This is a genomic window from Thiorhodovibrio frisius (assembly GCF_033954835.1).
GTDB classification, from domain to species: domain Bacteria; phylum Pseudomonadota; class Gammaproteobacteria; order Chromatiales; family Chromatiaceae; genus Thiorhodovibrio; species Thiorhodovibrio frisius.
This window is the reverse complement of record NZ_CP121471.1, coordinates 1,226,220-1,248,846: the sequence shown is the minus strand read 5'-3', so window position 1 is coordinate 1,248,846 and position 22,627 is coordinate 1,226,220. Positions and strand designations below refer to the sequence as shown.

Sequence of the window (22,627 nt, the reverse complement as noted above, 5' to 3'; positions counted from 1 at the left end):
ATCGGACAGGAGCCTCTGATTCGGCGCATCGGCGCCATCACAGCCGTGCGCGCACCCAGCAACCTATGGCCTCCCTGCCTCCATCTTGAGAAACACCTGGCAAGAATCCGCGACCATCAGCCAACGGCTGCCAGGGACTCATTGTCAAGGCTAGCTCAAAAACGCAAAGTCTTGGGTATTTTAACCAGGAACAGCCGGCGCGCCACCCGGCTTGATCGCCGATGCCAGCACATAGTCGAGTCCGGAGAAAAGAGTCTTGGCATCCGCCTTGAGTGCCAGACGCACCGCGAAGGCCAGCAGCGGATGCAAACGCGCGAGAATGTCTGGATGTTCGCGCAGATGGGCATGCAGCGGCTGATACACATCATGACGAATAGACTCGACCTCGACCGGTGCGAAGCCAGCCTCGGCCAGCTTGTCCACATAGCTAGCAAGCGGATAAGCATTGGCTTTGGGAATAGCAAACTTGCCTGCCACCAGCGCCCAGGTCAGGCGTTGCTGCCAGCGTTCGCCACCGCCAGCAACCAACGGCATGGGGATGATGTCGGCCAGCACCAGGCGCCCACCCGGGCGTAGCACGCGCAGCGCCTCGGCAAAAAAGCGCTCACGGGTCTGGAAGTGGAAGGCGCACTCGAGTGCAATAATCACGTCAACCGAGCCGGCCGCGACCGGCATGGCGGTGGCCGAGCCCAGACGCAGATCGATCTGCTGCGAGAGCTCCTGTGCCGCCACCCGCTTGCGGGCCACGGCCACCTGCGAGGCGGTAATATTTAGCCCGACGATGCGTTTAGGCGCGAACTCCCGCCACCACAACAGGTCCTGATCGCCGAAACCGAAACCCACATCGAGCAGGCGATCATCAGCCCCCAGGCCGGCGCGCTTGCCGACCAGGCGCACCAGGGCATCACAGGCGTCATCCAGGCTGTCCGCCCCGGTGTTTTCCCCAGGTTCCAGCCCGGCCCAATAGCCCAGATTGAGATAGCGGGCGCGCGTGGTTGGCGACTGCTCCAAAAGCAGATCGTAAACCGAGCGCACATCGCTGCGCTGCAAGGGGTTAAACAGCCAGTTCAAAAATCCGACACTGGCTGCCAGCTCGCGCCATTTGCGCGTTGTCTTGGTCATTAGCAAGGTCTCCGGCTGCAATCGGCTCACCCCGGTCTCGGCTTGCGCACAGGTGCGCAAAGGGTCACTGTATCATCGAAGCGCTCTGAGCGAGAATAATGACGCCCGCCTATCCAGACTCCAAGGCCAGCCGTGACATCCTCCCTGCCCGACACGACGACCACTGAGCGCCCTGGCGCAGCCGCCAGCGCGCAGCTCGCATTGCACAAGGATCAACCCGCCCGGCTCGAACTCAGCGGGCGCTGGCGCATGGACCTGGACCTGCCTGCGCCCGAACCCACCATCGCGCGCCTGCGCGCGGCCGTTGATCTGCACCAGCTGGACCTGAGCGCCAACAACCTCGCCGACTGGGACTCCAGCCTAGCGGTGTTTATCCTGAGCGTACAGCAAGCCTGCAAAATAGACGGCATTGCCTGTGATCTTTCCGCCCTGCCCGAGGCGCTGCGCGCGCTGCTCAAGCTGGCTGGGTCTGCGCCCGAGCAGGACAAGGTGGCCGAGGCCGAACCCGCGCAGCCGGGCTTTCTCGGGCGCCTGGGCCTGGATTTCATCGACCTGGCCAATGCCACCGGGGAAATCATGCACTTCTTCGGCGAGGGCACACTGGCGGTGCAGCGCTTTGTGCGCGGCAAAAGCCGCTTTCGACTGTCGGAGTTCTGGCTGATCATCGAATCCGCCGGCGCCGATGCCCTGCCCATTGTCAGCCTGGTGTGCTTTCTGGTTGGGATGATTCTGGCTTACATCGGCAACCAGCAGCTGGCGCAGTTTGGGGCGCGCATTTATATCGCCGATCTGGTCGGGCTGGCCATGGTGATACAAATCGGCGCCCTGGTCACCGCCATTGTGCTGGCCGGACGCACAGGGGCTGCCTTTGCCGCGCAGATCGGCGCAATGCAGGCGAATGAGGAAATCGACGCCCTGCGCACCTTGGGCGTCTCGCCGATGGAATTTCTGGTGCTACCACGCATGCTGGCGCTCATCTTAATGACGCCGCTGTTAACACTCTATGCCAATCTGTTCGGCATTCTCGGTGGGCTCTTCGTCGGCACCATGGTCGCGGGGCTGACCAGCGGTGAGTACCTGATGGCCACCCGCAATGCCATCGCAGTCAATCATCTCGCCCAGGGACTGATCAGCGCCACTGTCTATGGCGCCATTGTTGCCGCCTCCGGCTGCCTGCGCGGCATGCAGTGCGGGCGCAGCGCGGCGGAAGTCGGCCGCGCGACGACCTCGGCGGTGGTCACGGCCATTCTCTTTATTGTCATCGCCGCAGCCGTGCTGACGGTGTTGTTCGAGGCCATCGGGCTGTCCTGATGTCGGTAGCCGAGCCCCAAAAAAAACAGCAAGCCATGGTGCAGGTATGCGACACCAAGCTAGCCTATGGCGAGACCGTCATCCAGCAGGATCTGAACTTTGTCATCCGGCGCGGGGATATTTTCATCATCATGGGCAGCAGCGGCTGCGGCAAGAGCACCCTGATGCACGCCCTAACCGGCCTACTGCGACCAGCACAGGGACGCATTCTGATCCAGAACCAGGACCTCTGGCACAGCAACACCCAAGAGCGCACAGCCCTGATGCGCCGCCAGGGCGTGATGTACCAAAGCGGTGCCCTCTGGAGCGCCATGACGCTGCGCGAGAATGTCAGCCTGCCGCTTGAAATTCACACCAATCTGAGCGCCGCGCAGATTTGCGCCATCGCCGACTACAAACTGGCACTGGTCGGCCTAGCCGGTTTTGGCGACCATTACCCCTCGGCCATCAGCGGCGGCATGCGCAAGCGCGTCGGCGTAGCGCGAGCCATAGCGCTCGACCCTGAGCTATTATTCTTTGATGAGCCCTCGGCCGGGCTCGACCCACTAAGCGCCAGGCGCTTAGATGAACTCCTGCTGCAACTGCGCGCCAGCCTCAACACCACCATGGTGGTGGTGACCCATGAACTGGCAAGTATTTTCACCATTGCCGACGATGCGGTCTTTCTCGATGCCGAGCGCCGCACCATGCTGACCACAGGCAACCCGCGCTGGCTCAAGGAGCATTCCGAGCTGGCCGGCGTGCGAGCCTTTCTGAACCGGGGCGAGACATGAGCAAACAGGCAAATCCGGCCGTAATCGGCGGCTTTGTGCTCGGCGCGTTGGTGATCTTTGTCGGCGCGCTCATTGTATTTGGTAGCGGTGCCCTGTTGCGCGAGCGCATTGCACTGGTCACATTTTTCCCAGGTTCCGTGCAGGGGCTCAATATCGGTGCCCAAGTGCAATTTCAGGGCGTTCCCATTGGTCAGATCACCGGCATCGGCCTGAACTATCTGCCTGATACCAACAACTTCCGCGTTCCCGTGCGTTATGACATCTGGCCGAAGAATATCGCGGTACTGGGCGGCGTTGGACAAACCAACCCACGCGCCGTCATCCGCCAACTGGTCAAGCAAGAAGGTCTTCGTGCGCGCCTGCAATCCATCAGCGTGGTGACCGGCCAGTATGTGGTCAGCCTAAACCTAAACCCACAGCTACCAGCCCAGCCCGAGGAGCAAGATTACCAAGATGCCATTCAGGTCCCAGCGATTGAGGCCACGCGTGATCGCATGGAAGATCTACTTGCCACCCTACCTCTAAACGACCTGGTCGAGAAAACCACCGGCACTCTGGATGCCATTTACGATCTGTTTTCTTCAGGTAAAATTGACCGGAGCGTGGAGAGCCTCGACGCCACCCTGACGCAAGCCCATCTCGCACTGCAAACGCTAAATCATGATCTAAAGCCCCTGTTGGACAGTCTTCAGCAGGTGCTGACAAACACCAACGAGCTGAGCGTCACAGCACGCGAGAACATCGAGCAGATCGCCCCCGCCTTAACCAGCGCGGCCGAAAACACCGCCACCCTGACCGCCAACCTGCAACGCGATTGGGCACCCCTAAAAGCTTCCGCCCAAGCCGCCCTCACCCAGGGCACCAAAACGCTGGCTGCGCTCGACTCCCTGGTCGCCAGCGACTCCCCAACGCGCTATCAGCTCGATCAACTCCTGCGCGAAACCACCGAGGCAGCGCGCTCCATCCGCACCCTGGCCGATTACCTGGAACGCCACCCGGAAGCCCTGCTGAGCGGCAAATCGGGAGCGCGAGCGCGTTGACCTTGATGCGAAAGGCGATGCCGACAAGCACGGCTCCTGGTCAGTCGCTAAGCAGTGTCTTCTTGGCCTCGTTAATTTTGGCCGCCAGATAATCCGAGCCGCCACGGTCGGGATGGAATTTCTGCATCAGACGTCGGTGGGCGGCGCGGACCTGCTCTGCATCGGCGCCCGGGATGAGACCGAGAATGGCGCCGGCCTCCTCACGGGACAAGCGCCCGGCTGCGGCCGGTGGTGCCCCGCCGCTGCCGGCTCCAGCGTGGGCGTCATCATTCTGCCCATGCTGACCACCCGGGTCGGTGCGCTCCAGGTAGGCCCGCAGCACCGCAGCCGATTGCGCGTCGCTGTCCTCATAGAACTCGAGCATGCGCGCGAGCTGAGTGCGATCAAGCGCGGACAACCGCTCGCCGCTGAAAGGCCCATCGCGCACAGTGCCATCCATGCGCCCGGTGGATTGATCCAGGGTCATGTCCAGATAACGGGTGCGGATGCGGGATTGGCCGGCCGGCCCCCCAGTCGCACCGTAACCCGGGCCGCCAGTCTGTCTGGCACCGGCCGTCTTAAAACCCAGCGCATGCAGGGCTTGCTGGATCAGCGGCAACATGCGCAGCAAATTCAACAGTCGCAGCACCACAGGCACGGCGGCAGCCAGGGCAGCAAAGAGCGGACTCAGGCGCCCACTCGCGACCGCCACCACCAGCAGCCCGATGCCACCCCAGAGCAGCACGCGGCGCAGCATGCGCGCGACCTGGGCCGCAGGCGCGGTACGAAACCAGTGCAGCCCCCACAACAAGAGCCCGAGCAACAAGACGAGCACCAACAAGCGCGCCATGGCTCAGGCTCCGAGTTGGGCGGTTAGCTGGCGCACGGCATCACCGTGACGGCGGCCGAAGTCCTCGAGCGCCGGGCGCCCACCGACAGCATAGACAGCCACGGCGCTGAGCAGATCGCGCAAGAGTTCCGGGCTTGCGCTGTCGAAAGGGCACCAGGCACCACCCGAGAGTTGGGCGATGGCGCGCAGACCCGCCAGGGCATCCCGGTCGCGACCTTCCTGGAACACGAACACTGGCACCCCCAACAGACGCAGGCGCCCGGCTTGGTCGGCAAGGCGATCACGCGGTTCCTCGCAGGCATCGCCGACGAACACCAGGGCCCGCAGGGGTGCGCCCTGGGCGGGTTTGCCAGCGGGGCCGGCGGTGGCGATGGCATGATCGAGCAGGCGGGCGATCTGAGTCACGCCAGGAGAACAGCGCACTGCCGTCATGCGCGGGAGCAGCTCATCGGCGCGCCGACACCAGGGCGAGGTCTTGAACTCGCCCAGGCCGCGATAGTGGCAGAGTTGAACCTCCAGACCACCGAGCGTCTGGGTTTCCTCAAACATGGCGGCCTGAATCTGGGTGGCGCGGTCCCAGGTGCGCTCGCGGCTGGCGGTGGCGTCGAGCGCGAACAGCAGACGCGCACCTGGCACCTGCGTAGCACTGGCCGGCGGCAGTGTCGCCACCCGCGCCAGAAACGCATCGACCTCAGCGCTGCTGGAGACCGACTCAAGCGCTTGATCGGACTTGCTCACGGGTGGGCGCCGGCGCAACTGACGCGGGCGTTGCGCTTAGTCTTCAAGGTCCAGATTATCCAGCGCCTTCTGAAACCGCTTGGCATGAGAGCCCTCGGCCTTGGCGAGAATCTCGAACCAGTCGGCAATTTCATCAAAGCCTTCCTCGCGGGCGATGCGCGCCATGGATGGGTAACCCTCGGACCACTCCTGGCTCTCTCCGGTGATGGCGGAGCGCAGATTATCCGCCGTGGCGCCAATCGGCAGGCCGGTGTCCGGATCACCGATGGCTTCAAGATACTCCAGGTGACCATGGGCATGGCCAGTCTCGCCCTCGGCTGCGGAGCGAAACAGGGCGGCAACATCGTTAAAGCCTTCGATATCCGCCTTGGCGGCGAAGTAGAGATAACGCCGGTTTGCCTTGGCCTCGCCGGCAAAGGCCTCACGCAAACATTGCTCGGTTTTGCTGCCTTTGAGTTCCATACTTGCCTCTGTCTGGAATGTCCTCTGGTTAAAATTTGGCGCCGGGTTTGCCTGGGGATTTGGGCTGCCACTGGCGACTGCCGCCACTCCCACCGCCAAACTGTCAGCCTGTGGTAAAGCCGGAGATCTGTTGCCAGGCGAGCGGCTGACAGTCAAGGTCCATCACCTCTGCTTGGGGCGGCCCCTGCTTGAGCCAAGCGCGCAAAGATCGCACCGCATCGGGCGGTCCGCAGGCGAGCACTTCGACCCGGCCATCAGGCAGATTGCGCGCCCGCCCGCTCACCCCCAAGCGCACAGCCTGTTCGCGCGCGGAGGCGCGAAAAAAGACGCCCTGCACCCGCCCGCTGACCAGGCAAAGGTAGCAGACTTGTTGTTCTGAATCATCGCTGGCGGCTGTCATGCCTTGCTCCTGCCTGATGCTTTAGTCCCGGCCACCCCAAGCAATACAGCGGCTGCGACCTAGCTTGCAGAAATTGTGCGCGCGCTTGCATCCTGTTGCAATCCCGTCGCTCCAGTCGGGTCATCCCCTGATATACCAATCCCAAGATGGCTAACGCTTTTGGGCCGGGTGACGGCCACGGAGGTCTCGGCGGCAGGGCGCCGCCGCGAAGCCTGCAGGGAAGTATTCACGGCGTTCCCCGTGGCCGTCACCCGGCCCAGAACAAACCGAAATTTCAAAGGGTTTCGGTATCGCATCACGCCGAGCTTTTATTTCGGCCCCAAGCCGCATAAGGTGCGGTTTTTGGCTCCGCTTTGATCTGTTACAGCACCATGTCCGAAACCCTCCTACCGACCCTGCAAGCGCTCTTGGGGCTCTCGGCCTTGCTCGCCATTGCCTGGCTGCTCAGCGAATCGCGCCGCCACATCTCGCCACGGCTGGTCATGGGCGGCCTGACATTGCAAGTGCTACTCGGCCTGTTGCTTCTCAAGTGGCCAGGGGCGCGCGATGCCTTTCTGCTGCTCAATGCGATGGTGCTGGCGATACAGAAGGCCACCGATACCGGGGCGCAGTTTGTCTTCGGTTATCTGGCTGGTGGCGAGGCCCCCTTCGATGTGAGCACACCCGTGCATCGCTTTGTCTTCGCCTTCCGTGCCCTGCCGCTGATTCTGGTGGTCTCGGCGCTGTCGGCGCTTTTGTTTCACTGGCGCATTCTGCCACTCCTGGTGCGTGGCTTTGCCTGGGTGCTGCGCCACACACTGGGCACCGGCGGTGCGCTTGGGCTAGCCACGGCAGCCAATGTCTTTATCGGCATGGCCGAAGCGCCCCCTTCTGGTCCGCCCTTATCTCAACACCATGTCTCGCTCGGCACTCTTCGCGCTGATGGTGGGCGGCATGGCCACCATCGCCGGCACCGTCATGCTGCTCTATGCCAGTATTTTGGGGGAGCTAATCCCAAATGCCATGGGACAGATTCTAACCGCCTCTTTAATGAGCGCTCCGGCTGCCCTGGTGATCGCCGGCATCATGGTGCCTGAAAGCACTCCCGAGCAGACTTTTGAGGCGCACATCGAGATCGACTCCGAAAGCGCCATGGACGCTGTCACCCGCGGCACGCTCGCGGCTATTCCGCTAATGCTGAACATAATGGCACTGCTGATTGTGATGCTGGCACTGGTCAGTCTGGCCAATAGCATGCTCGGACTGCTACCGGAACTCGCCGGCGCTCCGGTGACACTAGAACGCATGCTTGGCTGGCTATTCGCCCCCGTGGTCTGGCTGATCGGCATCCCCTGGCAGGAGGCCCAGAGCGCCGGCGCCCTCATGGGAACCAAGACGGTGCTCAATGAACTGATCGCCTATGTGCAGCTCTCGCAACTGCCGCCAGAAGCACTCAGCGAGCGCAGCCGCCTGATCATGCTCTATGCCCTGTGCGGCTTTGCCAACTTCGGCAGCCTGGGAATCATGATCGGCGGACTAGCCAGCATCGCGCCAGAACGGCGATCAGAGATCGTGGCTCTTGGACTCAAATCCATCCTTGCCGGCACCCTGGCGACACTCATGACAGGCGCCATGGCGGGATTGCTGCTTTAATCGCGGTCAAGCAATTCGCCGAGCGCGAGGCTTCGCCACCGGGAGCCTGCTGCCAGGAAACAAGCATCTCAACACAAAGCTGCACGGAATCCTTAGCGATTGCCAGCCCGCAGCAACGACTTGGTGCCGACAGCCTCAGACAAACCTGCAACAGAGCGCGCCACAAAGCGTGCAAAAGGAGGATAAGCCATGCGTTTCGATACCTTCAACCTCACCGAGACTCAAATGGCCCTGCTGGAATCGAGCGACCAGGGTGGCAACCGCTGCGCGGTGTTTCGGCTGGAGGGGAAGGTCGACAAGGAACGACTGGCCACGGCTGTGCAAAGGGTCATTGCACAGTGCCCGCCCTTTCGCTACCGGGTTGAACAAATCGACGGGCACCCGCGCATTTTGCTCACCAAGGAGGCAGCCGCAGCTGCGCCCGAGCGCGACCAGCCCGGACTGCAAATTATCGCAACCGACGGTGGCGAGGCAGCGGCCTTCGCGCTGATCGAGAACATGCTCAACCGCCGCTTGCGCTTGAACAGTGGCACACCCTATTTGTTCGCGCTGGTGCAGGGAGCCAAAGCCGCCTATCTGGTGTTCGTCTGCCATCCGTTGATCCTTGACCGCTTCTCGCTGCGGCCATTGTTTCGCGCGCTATCCGCCGCTTGGCGCGGCGAGACCCTGCCCGATGACTTGGCCCTCCCCCAACCCCTGCTGCTGAGCGAAGAAGCGGCTCGCACCGCCGATCCGGACCGCTACGGGGAGAGCCTGCGTTTCTGGACCGGACTACTGCGCGACACGGCCTTTGAGTGGCGCCCACCACCGCTGGAAGCCCATCTCGACGACAGCCTGTTCAGCCTGACGCTGTCCTATCAGGCCCGTGATCGGATGAGCCGGTTGGCGACCGATCTCGGCATCGGGCTCGACCATCTGCTGGTGTTCGCCTTTCATCTGTTTCTATTCCGGCTGACGCGCTCGGAAAACGTGCTGACCGCCTACCGGCATCGCGTGCGCACCGGCGCGCCGGAGCAGATTGGGTTCAATGAGAATGTCGCCTTCTTCCGCAGCCTACTGGTTGGTGACCTGACGGGTGACCAAGCCGGTCACCAAACTGGCGAGCAGACATTGGGAAGCTTCCTGCGCCGGGCAGCGCGGCTGTTCATGCAGGCCAGTCACTTTTCCGATATGCCGATGCGCGAAGTGCTGCGCGAGTTACAGCGAGCGGACCCGGACTTCAAACCGACCAATGTGCTTTTCGACGAGGACCCGCTGCCCCACGGAGAGCTGGTACTCGAGGGCCTGACGGTGACCCTCCTGTCCTCCCTGTCCCACCAATGGGAAAGTGAAGACATCGCTATTTACTTCGACCTGCGCGACACCCTGGAGTTAAACGTGCTCGCGCGCGCGCCGCAGGATCTGCCTGGTCTCAAAATGGCGCTAGCGCATTTCCTGGTGCTACTGGAGCATCTTCCGGATGAGCTCGATCGTCCCCTGACCACGACCATGCTGTTCACCGAGACGCTGCGCCAGCAAGCAGTCGGGCTGGCGCAGAGTCAGCCACCTGTTGTGCGCGCCGAGGATGTACTCAATCACTTTCTCGCCACCTGCAACCAGCAGCCCGAGGCACCCGCCCTGCGCTTTGGCGAGCGGGTGCTGAGCTATCAGGCGCTGGCACAAGCAGCCGGTGCAGTGGCCGCCGGGCTCGACGCGCTGGACATTGAAGCACGCGAGCCGCTGATCGGCCTGTGCCTGGAGCGCAGCGAGCGCATGATCGCGGCCATCTTTGGCGTACTCGGGGCCGATGCCGGCTATGTGCCGCTCGACCCGAGCATGCCGGCCGAGCGCCTCGGCTTCATCGCCGCCGATGCCGGGCTTGGCGCCGTTATCACGGATGCCGCAACGCGCGCCACCATCGCGCCACCCGATGGCGACCCCATTGTCGACTGCCCGGTGCTCGATATCGACCAGTTGCTGGCCACTCCGCCTCGGGATCTGACACCGGCCGCACCTGAGTCGCTCGGCCAGATCGCCTATGTAATCTATACCTCCGGCACCACCGGCACGCCCAAGGGAGTCGCCATTGAGCGCGGCATGCTGGCGCATTTCATCGCCGCACTAGAAGGCATCTGGGATCGCGGGCCGGGGACACGCTGGATGCAATTCGCCTCAGTCAACTTCGATGCCAGCGTGCTGGAAATCTTCAATCCGCTCACCCATGGTGGCGAGCTGGTGGTGGTGCCAAGCAGCGCCCGCACCGACGCCCTGGCGATCGAAGCCCTGATGCGCGAGCAGCGTGTCACCCACGCCTTCCTGCCGCCGGCCCTGCTGCGGCTGCTGCCGCGACGGCCGCTGCCGGATCTGATAGCCATCTTCTCCGGCGGCGAGGCCGCCGATGAGGACACGGTGCATTTCTGGTCGAAGACCGTCGAGCTGGCCAACATCTATGGCCCGACCGAAACCACGGTGATGGCCACCATCAACCGCATGGGCGGCGACAAGGCGGCCAACAATCTCGGCCACCCGCTGCGCGGCTATGACACCTATCTGCTCGACGAACGGGGCCAGCTCTCGCCGCTCGGTGGCGTTGGGGAAATCTGCATCGGCGGGGCGGCTGTGGCGCGCGGTTATCTCGGCCGACCGGAGCTGACGGCGAAGAAATTCATCCCCAACCCCTTCGGCCCTGGGCGCCTGTATCGCACCGGGGATCTCGGGCGCTACCGCCCCGATGGCGAGCTGGAGTTTCTCGGGCGCAGTGACTTTCAAGTGAAAGTGCGCGGCTTTCGCATCGAGCTGGGCGACATCGAGCATGCCATCGCCGAGCAGCCCGAGATCTCGGGTGTCTATGTCGGCGCCTTCGAGGTGCAGGGCAGCAAGGCGCTGATCGCCTGGTATGTCAGTACCGAGCTGAAGCCCGATGCCTTGCGCACCCGACTAGAAGCCAAGCTGCAGCGCTACATGGTGCCGAGCTATCTGATCCCGCTCGAGGCCTTCCCGCTCAACATCAGCGGCAAGATCGACCGCACCCGCCTGCCGATGCCGGGCGCAGATGACGCGACCGTCGCCGCCAGCCAGGACGTCGACGCGCTCGAGCACCTGGTCCGCGAGACATGGTCAAAAGCGCTTGGGGTGGCTCCGGCCAAGTTCGCGCCAGACAGTCATTTCTTCCACCTCGGTGGCCACTCGCTGCTGGTGGTGCAGGTCTGCCTGCACCTGTCGGAAGCCCTGGGCAGCAACATTCGCCCCAAGCAGCTATTTGAGCACCCGCTGCTTGGAGAGTTTTGCGACCTGCTGCGCGGCGCCCCGGCAGGCGCCAACGCCAACCCACTACCGCCGCTGGTGGCGACCGGCAAGACCAGAGCCCCGGTGCTGAACCGACTCATTGGCCTGATTCAAAGCCGTGCCCTGCGACTGCCAGAGGACAACACTTACAACATCGTGGTGCGGATTGATTTCTCCGCAGAGATCAATCCACTGCAACTGCGCACCGCCACCACCGAGCTGCTGGCCGCGCATCCGGTATTCCGCGCCTGCTTCGCCGAGCAGGATGGGCAACTCTATATTCAGATTCCAGAGCCTGCGGCCAAGGACGATCAGCCCCTAGTGGCTCTGCACGACAGCAGCAACGAAGGCATCCACGCGCGCACCGAGACACTGCGACACCAACCCCTCGGCATCGACAGCGCGCCCCTATGGCGGGCCGAGTTGCATGTCAGCACCGCCGGCACATGTAGCCTTGTGTTCTGCATCCATCATGCGATTTTCGACGGCTGGTCCTTCAATCTCTTTCTTGATGAACTGGGCGAGCGCTACCTGCGCCACCCGGTGCCGGAGCGCCTGAACATTTTCGATTACTGCGACTGGTCGCGGTGCTTGCCGAAGAGTCCGCCCTTCGCCGAGTCCATCGCTTACTGGAAGCACAAGCTCGGAGGGGCCGATGCGCATACCGAACTGCCCATCGACCAAAATCCCGGCAATCCCAATGAATCGCCCGATACGAATCAAGCACTGGCGCTGCGCTTCGCGCCAGAGACAGTCGCCGCCCTGAAGGCCTTTGCCGACGAGGCCGGGATCACCATGTCGCCGCTATTGTTTGCTCTCTACCTGGTATGGATCTGGCGCCTGACCGGCCAGCGCGAACTGGTCTGTGCCTACCCTTACGCCGGGCGCGACATCGCCGGCACCGAGCACATCTACGGCATGTTTGTCACCATGGGATTTCTGCGCCAGACACTCGACCCGCGGGCGTCATTCGGTGAACTGGCGACGGCTGTGCATCGGCAGATGCTGGATGACAAGGACCATTTGCTCGCCACGCCTTACGACGCCGAAATCGCCGGGCTCGAATCCCTAAACCTGATCTTCAGTCTGCAAAGCGGCATTGGCCTGGAGGGAAGCTTCGGCGAGGTGGGCTTCAAGGCCGATGAGCTGCCGGCAGCCACCGCCAAGGCCGATCTGACCGGGATTTTTTATCAAAGTCTCGACGGCGCCATTGAGGGCCGGCTGGAATACGACAGCTCGCGCTTTCACCCAGAGACCGTCAGCGGCTTTCTCGACACCTATCAAAGTCTGGTGGAAGCAGCGGCGCGCGCGCCCCAAAGTCGGGTCAATGAGTTGGCGTATCAGTCCGACGCCGATCTCAGCCGCTTCATGGGGTTTGCCTGTGGGCCACGGCTAGAGCTGCCGCCCTCCACGATCCCTGCGCGCTTTGCCAGTGTCGCAGCGCGCGCACCCGAGGCGCCAGCCGTGCTGTTCGAAGGGCGCTCACTCAGCTACCAGGCGCTCGCCGAGTTGAGTGATCGCATCGCCTCTGGCCTGCTGCGGCGCCTGGCGCCCGGCAGCCGTGTTGGACTCAGCATGCACAAGAGCGACACCTTGGTCGCCACCCTGCTTGGCATCCTCAAGGCCGGTTGCGCCTATGTGCCGCTCGACCCCAGCTACCCGCCGGAGCGGCTGCGCTTCTTCGCCGAGAATGCCGGCGTGACCCATGTCGCCGCCGATGCCCCGAGCCGCGAGGCGCTGACTGAGATAGGACTGGGGGGCCTGCGCTTTTTCGATCCGGATCAGGATCTCGCCCCAAGCGCGGGCGAGCAGCCAAAGGTCGGCCCAGAAACCCTGGCCTACATCATTCACACCTCCGGCTCCACCGGTCAGCCCAAGGGGGTGATGATCGAGCAGCACAACCTGGTGCATTTTGCCGTCAGCGCCGCCGCTGCGATGCAGCTCGAGGCGGGCAGCGTTGTCGCCTTAATCGCCTCGATGAATTTCGATGCCAGCGTGCTCGAGATCTTCCCGGCCCTGCTCAATGGCCACACGCTAGCCGTGGTGCCTGAGGATGCGCGCAAGGAGCCGGCGCTGCTGCATCGCACCATCGGAGAGCTCGGCGTCACACATACCATCATGTCTCCCGTGGTACTAAGGAACCTGCCGCACGAGCCGCTGCCAGCATTGCGCATGCTCGGCTTCGGCGGTGATGTGATCGACCAGCAGACCGCCGACTGGTGGTCGCGCCAAACTCGATTCCTAAGCATGTACGGGCCGACCGAGACCACAGTAATGGCCTCGCTCGGCGAGATCGCGCCAGGCGCCAATGCGCGCATCATCGGCCGTCCGCTGCCGGGTTATCGACTCTATCTGCTCGACCGCGACCATCAGCCGGTGCCCCAGGGCGCGGTTGGCGAAATCTGCATTGGCGGCGAGGGGCTCGCGCGCGGTTATCTGAACCGCGACGATCTGACCGTCGAGCGCTTCGTGCTCGACCCCTTCGGTGGCTCGCCCTATGCGCGCATGTATCTGACTGGCGATCTTGGCCGCTTTTTGCCCGATGGCACCATCGAGTTTTTCGGTCGCAATGACGCGCAGATCAAGGTGCGCGGCTTCCGCATCGAACTCGGCGAGATCGAAAACAGTCTCGCGAGCTTCCCCGGCATCAAGCAGGTGGTCTGCGCGGCCAAGGGCGAGGGCGAGAACCGTTATCTTGCGGCCTACTATCTGGCTGACAGTGATCTCTGCGAGTCGGCCTTGCGCAAGCATGCTGGCGAATTCTTGCCTGATTACATGATTCCGTCGTTCTTTGTGCGATTGTCTGCCCTGCCCGTCTCGCCAAGCGGCAAGATCGATCGCAAGGCACTGCCAGCGGTCGCTGGCAAGGAAAGCCAAAATCCTCCGCAGGAGGGGGCGGAGCGGCAGATCGCCGACATCTGGGAAGACCTGCTGCATTACCACGGCATTGATCGCGATGACAGTTTCTTCAACGTCGGCGGCAACTCGCTGCTGGCGGTGCGCATGCAGGCGGCAGTTGAGAAAAAGCTGGGGCTCGAGTTCAGCATCAGTGATTTCTACCGCGCGCCAACCATCGCCGCGCTGGCGGCTGGTCAGCAGCAGGACTTCATCGCTCAGGCTGTTGCCGATGCCGAGGCTGAACTCCTCGTAGCCGAACCGGCGCAGCATCCCCAGGACCCAATGGCTGCGCCGCAGTCCATCCTGCTGACCGGCGCGCGCGGCTTCCTCGGTATCTTCCTGCTTGCAGAGCTGACCCGGCGCTGCGAGCATGTCCACTGCCTGTTGCGCTGCGATAACAAGGCCGCAGGTCTGGCCGCCTTGCGCAAGCAGGCCGCCGAGGCTGGCGTCGATCCGGATTTTGCTCGCGTCATCATCGTCCCAGGCGATCTGGGCGAACCCGGACTCGGTTTGAGCGACGAGGCGCATGCGCGCCTGGCGAGCGACATCGACGCCATCCTCCACTGCGGCGCCTTCGTCCATCATCTCTACAGCTATGCGACCATGAAGCCGATCAACGTCGGCGGCACCGAGGCGCTGCTGGCGCTCGCCCTGAGCGGTCGGCAGAAACCCTTCTGCTATGTCTCGACCATCACCGTCGGTGCCTCACTGACCGATGTTGATCGGATTGCCGAGGATGTCCTGCCCAACGCGCCGGCGGTGGATAACGGCTATATCCTGACCAAATGGGTCGGCGAGCAGCGCATCGCCCGTGCGGTGCGCAAATTCGGCCTGCCTGCCGTCATCGCTCGGCCAGGCAATATCACCGGCAGCAGTGCGAGCGGCTACAGCAACTATCACAACAACCACTTCTGGCGCTTCACCAAGGGCTGCCTGCAACTCGGCGCCTACCCGGATATCCCCATGCCTATCGAGATGATGCCAGTCGATCACCTAGCCGCTGCCATCGCCGCCTTGGCCACCCGTGCGCCAGAGCCGCCCGAGTCCCAAAGCAGGCTGCTGGTGGCCAACCTGGCCAATCCGACCAGCCTATCGTTGGGCGATTTCTTCGCTCAGCTGTCTGCCGCTGGTTATCCAGCCCAGGCGGAGCCAGCGACCGCGTGGCAGAAGCGCCTCAGTCACCTGGCCCCGGACAACGCGCTGAGCCAAATCAAGGACTTCTACACCGGCGACCTGTCTGGCGAAGCGCCACCCACGGAGCAACAACAGACGCTGGCGGCACTCCAGGCGGCTGGCGCGTCGCTTGATGCCGACTATGACGCGCTCATCCCGCTTTATGCCAGCTATCTCGAGCGATCTGGATGGATTGTTCGCAGTGGCGCAGACTAGGCGGTCAACGGAGCCTGGGTAGCATTTCAGGGGAGCACTTCAGGAGAGCAGTTCATGCGCAAATCACCAGCAGCGCCGGGCGCAGCAGAAGCAGCCGGGGTCCGCAGCGCACCCTTCAGCGAAATCACCTGGATGTTGGCGCTCTTCGGCACCGCCATCGGCGCCGGCATTCTCTATCTGCCCTTGCAGGCCGGCACCGGCAGCCTGTGGGCGCTCATTCTGCTGTCGGCCCTGATTTTTCCGCTGCTTTACCTGGCGCACCGCCGGGTACTGGACATGCTAATGCTCGGCAACGGCGAGTTGGATTACTCCGGAGTCGCCGGACGCTATCTCGGGCGCGGGCTGGATTGGATCATTCTGCTGCTCTTTCTGCTCACTTTCCAGGCGGTACTGGTCTCCTATGCGATTGGCCTCAATGCCAACCTCGGCGACTATCTCCACCAGCAGGGCTGGACCGCCACCGACTGGTCCCAGAAGCCCTTTCTCAGCCTCGGCATTCTGCTTGCGTTCGCGCTCATTTACCTGATCGGCCAGCAGACCCTGCTCCGCCTGATGACACTGGCCTCTGGCCTGTTGATCGTCGCGCTTTTTGGCCTGTCGCTGTATTTGATCCCATTCTGGGATCTGTCACCGTTTTCGCTCGCCATCAGCCCGCTTGCGCTAATCGCCGACATGCTGCTGGTCTTGCCCATCCTGACCTTTTCCCTAATTTTCTTTCCGGCCATGTCCTCCATGGTCATGGCACTCAAGCAGTCGCACCCGCTCTGGCCCGAAGGCGCTGAAACCAGGCTCAAACGGGTGGTGCTGGTGACCTCGGCCCTGCTGATGCTCTTCGTGATTTTTTTCGTCATCTCCTGCGTGCTCGCATTGACGCCGCCGGAACTCGCTTCAGCCATGGCCTCCAATCTGAATGGACTCAGCATGCTAAGCGGCAAGCCGGGCATCTCCCCGGTGCTGGCCGAGATCGGGACACTGCTTGGTTTGTGCGCGCTTTTTACCTCCTTCGTCGGTGTCTTTCTCGCCGTGCGCGACGCAGTCCGAGAACTGATCCGGCGCCTGCTGCCGAGTCAAAGCACCACGGCAAGCGCTGCCCACCGCTGGACCGAATGGCTGCTGCTCACCCTGGTGCTCGGATCTGCCTGGTTGATGACCATTGCCAACCCCTCGATTGTCAAAACCTTCGGTAAGCTCATCTCGCCTTTGGTTGGCATCTTCATCTTTCTGCTGCCGCTTGCCGTTCTCGCGCGTGCGCGCGGTCCTGGCCTGCTGCTGCGGCCAGGCTCGCTTTTCGTGCTGCTGTTTGGTGTGCTGATCCTGTTCTCCTATGATCTCGGCAACTGGCTCAAGGGCGCCTTGCAATAATGCGCGTCCCGACAACGGATAAACCGCGCCGGCCGCGCGCAATGAATCGCTTGCAAATGAAAACCTTTTCTCTGCTCAAAACCTCACCCACGCCCGTGCGCAGCCGGTTGTTCCGCGACCTGCTGCTGTTGCTTGCCGTCACCCTTGGCATTTTGATCGCCGCCAGTGCGCTGCTGATCAAAGATATTCAACATGACATCGCCGCAGCGCGGATCGACAGCGCTAAGGCGCTGGTGCGCGATGAGGTGCGCGCCCTGCTGACGCCGGTGCAGCAGCAATTGCTGATTATCCGCGACCGCTTGCACGACGCCGGCGACCCGCCACCGCAAACCCAGGCAGCCGCGCGAACCCTAAACGCGCAGCTAATACCCTCGCTCAATCACATCCCGCAAATTGCCGGCATTGCCTTTGCTAACAATCAGGGCGAAGAGTATTTTCTGCGCCGCGATGGCAAGGGCTGGCTGACGCGCCTGCGTGGTCAGGGCAGTGCCGCCAAGTTCGAGTTCATCCGCTGGAACGGGCTGGATGATCTGGGGCAAAGCAAGACGGCACAGCTGAACTACGACCCGCGCGAGCGGCCCTGGTTCAAAGACGCCCAGGAGGAGCTCGAGCAAAGCCAGAGCGATGAGGACACTCTCGCCTGGAGCCCACCCTATCGCTTTGAGTCTCTCGACGAGCCCGGCCTGACGGTGTCCAGCGCCTGGCGGCATGGCGATGCCCTTCAAGTACTGGGCCTGGATGTCACTCTGGCACGCATTCTCGACACCATCAACGGGCTCCCGCTGGATTCGGGTACGGGCTTTCTCTTCGACGGCCAAGGGGGTCTTTACACGGATTTTGATGATGACCAATCATCTGCCCAGCAACAGAGGTTCTTCTCGGCCGAGACCCACCACGGCGGACTGCTGCGTTTCAACGCCATTGCCGCCTGGCGTGCCGCCGGGCGACCGGATCAGCAGCTGGTTCGGTTCAGCAGCGGCGGGCACCTTTGGTGGGGCGGTTTTCTGCCGCTGACCGGCGAGGCTGATGGCGCCTGGATTGGCGTGGCCATCCCCCTGTCCGCCACCCTGGACATGCTGCAAAGCCGCTGGTACCTGCTGGCGCTCACCGCGCTTGGCATCGTCGCCCTGGGCGTCGGGCTGGCCGCGCTGCTGGTGCGCAAATACAGCCATCAGCTGCGCGAACTGCCCAAACGCGGAATCGATCCGCGTGACCCGGAAGCGGACATTCGCGCCTTAATCAGCCGTGGTGAGAGCACATACGTCGAGTTCAAATCCACTATGCGGATGAACCTACATACAGGCAAGGCGGGCAAGGAGATTGAACTCGCCTGGCTCAAAGGCGTGGCCGCCTTTCTGAATACCGAGGGCGGCCTGCTGCTCATTGGCGTAGCCGATGACGGCGAACTACTTGGGCTGGATGCTGACGGCTTCGCCAATGATGACAAATGCCAACTGCATTTCAAGAACCTGGTCAACAGCCATCTGGGCGCGGAATACGCCCGCTTTATCGCGCTTCAACTCTACCGAATTGAAGACAAAACTGTCGCTGCGGTGGAATGCCAGCCGGCAGATATTCCGACCTTTGTGCACCACAAGGGCGCCGAGTCTTTTTTGATCCGCAACGGCCCGTCAAATATCGAGTTGCCGATCAGTAAGGCCCTGACCTATATCGCCGGGCGGTATTAGTCGGCGCCAAGCGCCGCCTTGACCGCCTCAAGTCGCGCCAGCCGCACCGACTCGCGGATGCGAGTGGGCTCGCTCGCGCGCGCGATAGCGCCCGAGTCGACCGCAGCGCAGGCTTGAGCCAGTCGCCGCCAGGTTGCGCCTTGAGGATAGTCGCGATCCTCGAAGCCAAGGCGACCGCGAAAGTCAGCCTCGCAGGCAATCAGCAGCCGCTCGAAGCGTTCCGGGCGGCGAAACAAATCCGCGCCCTCAAAGACGCCCAGAATGGTGCTGGCGCGCAGTTCATCGACCTTGTGCACTTTGCCGTGATAACGCGCCACCACCCGCGCCAGTTCACTGAAGCGGGTCGGCACCGGCAGGCGCTGACAGACCTGCCCGAGCAGTTCGACGCTGCGTTCTTCATGCCCGTGATGGCTGGGCAGCACATCGCCCGGCGTGGTGCCCTTACCGAGGTCGTGACAGAGGGCAGCGAAACGCACCTCGGGCTCATCAGACAGACGCGCGCATTGATCAAGCACCATCATGACGTGAACACCGGTATCAACTTCCGGATGCCATTGCTCGGGCTGGGGGACGCCCCAGAGGCGCTCGAGTTCCGGCAGCAAAATCTTCAGTGCTCCGCAGTGGCGCAGTTCCTCGAAAAACCGCGACGGGCGTGCTTCGCCCAAGGCGCGGCTCAGTTCCTGCCAAACGCGATCGGGGACGAGCGCATCGACCTCGCCGGCGGCGACCATCTCGCGCATCAGCGCCGCCGTCTCGGGTGCGGTGCCAAACCCGAGCGCATCGAAGCGGGCGGCAAAGCGCGCCACGCGCAGAATGCGCACCGGGTCTTCGGCAAAGGCCGGGGAGACATGGCGCAGCAGGCGCGCGTGAAGATCGGCCTGACCGCCGAAAGGATCAATGATGCGACCCTCGGCGTCCTGGGCGAGGGCATTGATGGTCAGGTCACGGCGGGCGAGGTCCTCTTCGAGTGTTACCAGAGGGTCGGCATGCACCACAAAGCCGTGATAGCCGGGCGCGCTCTTGCGCTCGGTGCGCGCGAGTGCATACTCCTCTTTGGTCTCGGGGTGGAGAAAGACCGGAAAATCCTTGCCAACCTGAGTAAAGCCCTGGTCGATCATAGTCGCGACATCGCTGCCGACCACCACAAAATCCCGCTCGCGCACTGGCAAGCCCAGCAGTCCGTCGCGCACGGCTCCGCCAACCAGATAAGTGCGCGCGCCTGGAATCTGTTCACCCTCGGCAGTCATCTCAGCCCCTTCAAGGTTAGCGGTGCATTCAAAAGCACGCGGACCAGACCCTGTGCCAGACTCGGCAAGTCGCGACAGTGCGGGTAGAATCGCACAAGAATGCAGCGCCAGACGGCGTCCATGGCATCTCCTCTAGGGCTAGACTCATGCTGAAAATCGCTCGTAATCTCGTCATTGTTGTTGTTCTGCTCTATGCGCTCTGGCCCTATGTGACGGTCTTTCGCCTCAATGGCGCGCTGGCCGAGCCGAATGCCCAAGCATCCGTTCAGGCCCTGACACCACTAGTCGACCTGCCGGCCATTCAGGCACAATACAAGAGTCGGCTTGGCAACAGGGTTGATACCTGGCTGCCAAGCGGTGGGGACAGTGATGAGATTATCGGCTGGCTGTCGAAGAATCTTCAGCACCTGGGCGACAGCGCGCTCAATCAAGCCATCACGCCCGATTGGGTCCGCACCAGCATCCGCGAGGCCATGCAGCGCGCGGCGCCCCCCGGGAAAACCGATTCCTTCCTCGCCGCTGTCGATTTTGCCTTTTTCGAGTCCTGGAACCGCTTTGTGATTCGCCTCGGCAAGTTGGGCGCCAATCCCACCCACTTGGTGCTGAAGCTTGAAGGTTACCGCTGGCAGTTGACGGATATCGCGCGTTAGCGCCGATCCGCTTGACCTCTAGCTGGTCAGGTATCGGACCAAGACCAAATCAGGTATCAGGTCACAAATCAGGTCAGGCGCGCTCAAACACCATCATGTAGTTCACCCCCATGTAAGGGGTGTCATGGAAACTACGGTTAAAGGGATTGACGCGCACGCCAGTGCGATCAAGCACGCGAAACTGAGACCCAAGGCCCGTGATCACTTCCTTTGGCTTGACCAGCTTGCGGAAATGGTGGGTGCCCTTGGGCAACCAGCGCAACACCCACTCGGCCCCGATGATGGCAGTCAGCCAGGCCACCAGGGTGCGGTTGATGGTGGCCACTACCATGACACCGCCGGGGCGCACCAAGCGCGCACAATGGCCGAGGAACTCGGGCAGGCGCTCGACATGCTCGACCACTTCCATATTTAGCACCAGATCGAACTGGGCTCGGCTGGCGGAGAGTTCCTCCACCGTGGTCAGGCGATAGTCGATATCCAACTGGCTCCACTCGGCATGAATGCGCGAGACATGGATGTTCTTCTCGGCGATGTCGATGCCCTGTACGCGCGCGCCCAGCCGGGCAACGGATTCACTCAGGATGCCACCGCCGCAACCGATGTCCAGCACCTTGAGTCCGGCGAAGGGCTGCTCACCCCCAACCGGCCGGCCGAGGGCTGAACATGCCTGCTGGCGAACATAGTCGGCGCGGAAGCTGTTGAGCCGATGCAATGGCCAGAAGGGCCCCTGCTCGTCCCACCAACGGTGCGCCAGGCTCTCGAAGTGCGCGACTTCGCGCGGGTCGATACTGGGTGCTTGCGGATTTTGGCTCGACATGGCGGTATTGGATGGCAAGAGTTGGGAAGAAAACCGGAATAATGGATACCGGGTGCGAGTGCAAATGCAGGGATTAAAGATCAACCATTTGCGTTTGGCGCCGAAGCATCGAAAGGCTCACCAGCCCGTCTGAGTTGCGGGCTTTTCGACGGACGCTGGTGCGGGAGCTGGCACGGACACTGGTGTGGATGTTGGAGCCGTCTGAGCGGGTGGCGAACTACCCGCTGCCAGCGACAAGATCTGCTGCATGATGGGCTGCGCGTCCCAGTCCCGTTCGCCCAGTGCAAGCAAACGCAAATTCCCATCCGCATCCACCACGAAGGTGGTCGGCAAACCGCGCAGTGGCCAAGCCTGAGTGACCTTGCCGCCCGGATCGAGCAGCAGCGGAAAACTCACCCCCGTGCTCTCAGCAAAGGCAGCCACAGTATCACTGTCTTCGTCGACATTAATGGCAACAAAGCGCACGCCCTTATCGCGCAGCCCCTGCCATGCGCGTTCCATTGCCGGCATCTCGGCGCGGCAGGGTGGACACCAGGTCGCCCAAAAGTTGACCACGACGATCTCGCCGCCCAGGTCAGCGAGCGCGACCCGGGTGCCATCTGGCGTTTGCAGATCGAATGCCGGCGCTGGGGGCGCCTCTGGCATGGGATCGAGCAGATCGCCCTCAGCCAAAACAGCGAAAGGAAGGATGACCAGCAGCAGGCCAAACAGCCTGACCGTCGCATTCAGCGGTAACCATGCGCGCGCGAAACGCGGACGAAAAAGAGCCACCAGATTTTTCCAACGCATGCGCTTAACTCCAAACCATGGCATCTGACATTCATGGCCCCGACCACCCCGAAGGATACACTTGTATGATCCAAGGCAACCCGAACCATCGCCCACCCGCTGATCGCGAGTTCGGGCATCACTCCCCGAGCAATGCCCGCATTCTAACCCCGAGGCAGCGGATCGCAACAATGCCGCAATCGCTGCGATAGATGCTATACCGAAACCCATTAA

15 protein-coding genes and 1 pseudogene are annotated in these 22,627 nt (G+C 62.6%); 8 read left to right on the top strand and 8 right to left on the bottom strand.

The window, feature by feature from the left end:
* Positions 1-180 precede the first annotated feature (180 nt).
* A complete protein-coding gene (locus Thiofri_RS05965; protein WP_009150801.1) occupies positions 181-1,122 on the bottom strand; it encodes an SAM-dependent methyltransferase in 942 nt (313 codons plus the stop codon).
* A 132-nt stretch (positions 1,123-1,254) separates the two neighbouring features.
* On the opposite strand from Thiofri_RS05965, the gene Thiofri_RS05960 reads away from it, so the two are divergent.
* From Thiofri_RS05960 to Thiofri_RS05950, 3 genes are read left to right on the top strand one after another with little or no spacing between them, the layout of a single operon-like run.
* Positions 1,255-2,433, top strand: coding sequence for an ABC transporter permease (locus Thiofri_RS05960; protein WP_009150800.1), 1,179 nt, complete (start codon positions 1,255-1,257; stop codon positions 2,431-2,433).
* Positions 2,433-3,206 carry an ABC transporter ATP-binding protein gene (locus Thiofri_RS05955; RefSeq protein ID WP_009150799.1) on the top strand — a complete coding sequence of 258 codons (774 nt, stop codon included), beginning with the start codon at positions 2,433-2,435 and terminating at the stop codon, positions 3,204-3,206. The genes Thiofri_RS05960 and Thiofri_RS05955 overlap by 1 nt, the downstream gene beginning before the upstream one ends.
* Positions 3,203-4,246, top strand: coding sequence for an MlaD family protein (locus tag Thiofri_RS05950; protein WP_009150798.1), 1,044 nt, complete (start codon positions 3,203-3,205; stop codon positions 4,244-4,246). The genes Thiofri_RS05955 and Thiofri_RS05950 overlap by 4 nt, the downstream gene beginning before the upstream one ends.
* A gap of 40 nt (positions 4,247-4,286) precedes the next feature.
* Here Thiofri_RS05950 and Thiofri_RS05945 read toward each other — a convergent pair whose 3' ends face one another.
* From Thiofri_RS05945 to Thiofri_RS05930, 4 genes are all read right to left on the bottom strand, one after another.
* Positions 4,287-5,075, bottom strand: a complete 789-nt coding sequence (locus Thiofri_RS05945; RefSeq protein ID WP_009150797.1) for a J domain-containing protein — start codon at positions 5,073-5,075, stop codon at positions 4,287-4,289.
* 3 nt (positions 5,076-5,078) lie between these two features.
* Positions 5,079-5,813: a vWA domain-containing protein gene (locus Thiofri_RS05940; RefSeq protein WP_009150796.1), complete on the bottom strand. Its 735-nt coding sequence runs from the start codon at positions 5,811-5,813 to the stop codon at positions 5,079-5,081.
* A 36-nt stretch (positions 5,814-5,849) separates the two neighbouring features.
* Entirely contained in the window at positions 5,850-6,275 is a 426-nt protein-coding gene (locus tag Thiofri_RS05935) for a rubrerythrin family protein (RefSeq protein WP_009150795.1), read from the bottom strand.
* 103 nt (positions 6,276-6,378) lie between these two features.
* Positions 6,379-6,675, bottom strand: a complete 297-nt coding sequence (locus Thiofri_RS05930) for an acylphosphatase (RefSeq protein ID WP_009150794.1) — start codon at positions 6,673-6,675, stop codon at positions 6,379-6,381.
* Between the two features lie 371 nt (positions 6,676-7,046).
* On the opposite strand from Thiofri_RS05930, the pseudogene Thiofri_RS05925 reads away from it, so the two are divergent.
* From Thiofri_RS05925 to Thiofri_RS05910, 4 genes and pseudogenes are all read left to right on the top strand, one after another.
* Positions 7,047-8,307 (top strand): annotated as a pseudogene (locus Thiofri_RS05925) (NupC/NupG family nucleoside CNT transporter).
* Positions 8,308-8,496: 189 nt separating this feature from the next.
* Entirely contained in the window at positions 8,497-15,858 is a 7,362-nt protein-coding gene (locus Thiofri_RS05920; RefSeq protein ID WP_009150792.1) for a non-ribosomal peptide synthetase, read from the top strand.
* 54 nt (positions 15,859-15,912) lie between these two features.
* Complete coding sequence (locus Thiofri_RS05915; protein WP_009150791.1) at positions 15,913-17,220, top strand: aromatic amino acid transport family protein; 1,308 nt, start codon at positions 15,913-15,915, stop codon at positions 17,218-17,220.
* A gap of 56 nt (positions 17,221-17,276) precedes the next feature.
* Positions 17,277-18,908 carry an RNA-binding domain-containing protein gene (locus Thiofri_RS05910; RefSeq protein WP_040858166.1) on the top strand — a complete coding sequence of 544 codons (1,632 nt, stop codon included), beginning with the start codon at positions 17,277-17,279 and terminating at the stop codon, positions 18,906-18,908.
* Here Thiofri_RS05910 and Thiofri_RS05905 read toward each other — a convergent pair.
* On the bottom strand, positions 18,905-20,155 hold the full coding sequence (locus Thiofri_RS05905; RefSeq protein ID WP_009150789.1) for a multifunctional CCA addition/repair protein: 1,251 nt from the start codon (positions 20,153-20,155) through the stop codon (positions 18,905-18,907). The two genes, Thiofri_RS05910 and Thiofri_RS05905, sit on opposite strands and share 4 nt — an antisense overlap.
* Positions 20,156-20,301: 146 nt before the next feature.
* Between Thiofri_RS05905 and Thiofri_RS05900 the strand changes: the two genes are divergently transcribed.
* Positions 20,302-20,805, top strand: coding sequence for a DUF2939 domain-containing protein (locus tag Thiofri_RS05900; RefSeq protein WP_009150788.1), 504 nt, complete (start codon positions 20,302-20,304; stop codon positions 20,803-20,805).
* Positions 20,806-20,878: 73 nt separating this feature from the next.
* Here Thiofri_RS05900 and ubiG read toward each other — a convergent pair whose 3' ends face one another.
* Together ubiG and Thiofri_RS05890 are read right to left on the bottom strand one after the other, a co-directional pair.
* Entirely contained in the window at positions 20,879-21,625 is a 747-nt protein-coding gene (gene ubiG / locus Thiofri_RS05895; RefSeq protein ID WP_009150787.1) for a bifunctional 2-polyprenyl-6-hydroxyphenol methylase/3-demethylubiquinol 3-O-methyltransferase UbiG, read from the bottom strand.
* A gap of 117 nt (positions 21,626-21,742) precedes the next feature.
* The gene (locus tag Thiofri_RS05890; protein ID WP_009150786.1) at positions 21,743-22,414 is read right to left on the bottom strand and encodes a peroxiredoxin family protein; all 672 of its coding nucleotides are present in this window, start codon (positions 22,412-22,414) and stop codon (positions 21,743-21,745) included.
* Positions 22,415-22,627 lie beyond the last annotated feature (213 nt).

What these genes read in the sequence shown, in the direction of transcription:
- Thiofri_RS05950 (WP_009150798.1), top strand. Translation starts at nt 3,203, where the DNA reads ATGAGCAAACAGGCAAATCCGGCCGTAATCGGCGGCTTTGTGCTCGGC.
- Thiofri_RS05890 (WP_009150786.1), bottom strand. Translation starts at nt 22,414, where the DNA reads ATGCGTTGGAAAAATCTGGTGGCTCTTTTTCGTCCGCGTTTCGCGCGC.
- Thiofri_RS05910 (WP_040858166.1), top strand. Translation starts at nt 17,277, where the DNA reads ATGAAAACCTTTTCTCTGCTCAAAACCTCACCCACGCCCGTGCGCAGC.
- Thiofri_RS05955 (WP_009150799.1), top strand. Translation starts at nt 2,433, where the DNA reads ATGTCGGTAGCCGAGCCCCAAAAAAAACAGCAAGCCATGGTGCAGGTA.
- Thiofri_RS05935 (WP_009150795.1), bottom strand. Translation starts at nt 6,275, where the DNA reads ATGGAACTCAAAGGCAGCAAAACCGAGCAATGTTTGCGTGAGGCCTTT.
- Thiofri_RS05930 (WP_009150794.1), bottom strand. Translation starts at nt 6,675, where the DNA reads ATGACAGCCGCCAGCGATGATTCAGAACAACAAGTCTGCTACCTTTGC.
- ubiG (WP_009150787.1), bottom strand. Translation starts at nt 21,625, where the DNA reads ATGTCGAGCCAAAATCCGCAAGCACCCAGTATCGACCCGCGCGAAGTC.
- Thiofri_RS05965 (WP_009150801.1), bottom strand. Translation starts at nt 1,122, where the DNA reads ATGACCAAGACAACGCGCAAATGGCGCGAGCTGGCAGCCAGTGTCGGA.
- Thiofri_RS05915 (WP_009150791.1), top strand. Translation starts at nt 15,913, where the DNA reads ATGCGCAAATCACCAGCAGCGCCGGGCGCAGCAGAAGCAGCCGGGGTC.
- Thiofri_RS05905 (WP_009150789.1), bottom strand. Translation starts at nt 20,155, where the DNA reads ATGACTGCCGAGGGTGAACAGATTCCAGGCGCGCGCACTTATCTGGTT.
- Thiofri_RS05920 (WP_009150792.1), top strand. Translation starts at nt 8,497, where the DNA reads ATGCGTTTCGATACCTTCAACCTCACCGAGACTCAAATGGCCCTGCTG.
- Thiofri_RS05900 (WP_009150788.1), top strand. Translation starts at nt 20,302, where the DNA reads ATGCTGAAAATCGCTCGTAATCTCGTCATTGTTGTTGTTCTGCTCTAT.
- Thiofri_RS05945 (WP_009150797.1), bottom strand. Translation starts at nt 5,075, where the DNA reads ATGGCGCGCTTGTTGGTGCTCGTCTTGTTGCTCGGGCTCTTGTTGTGG.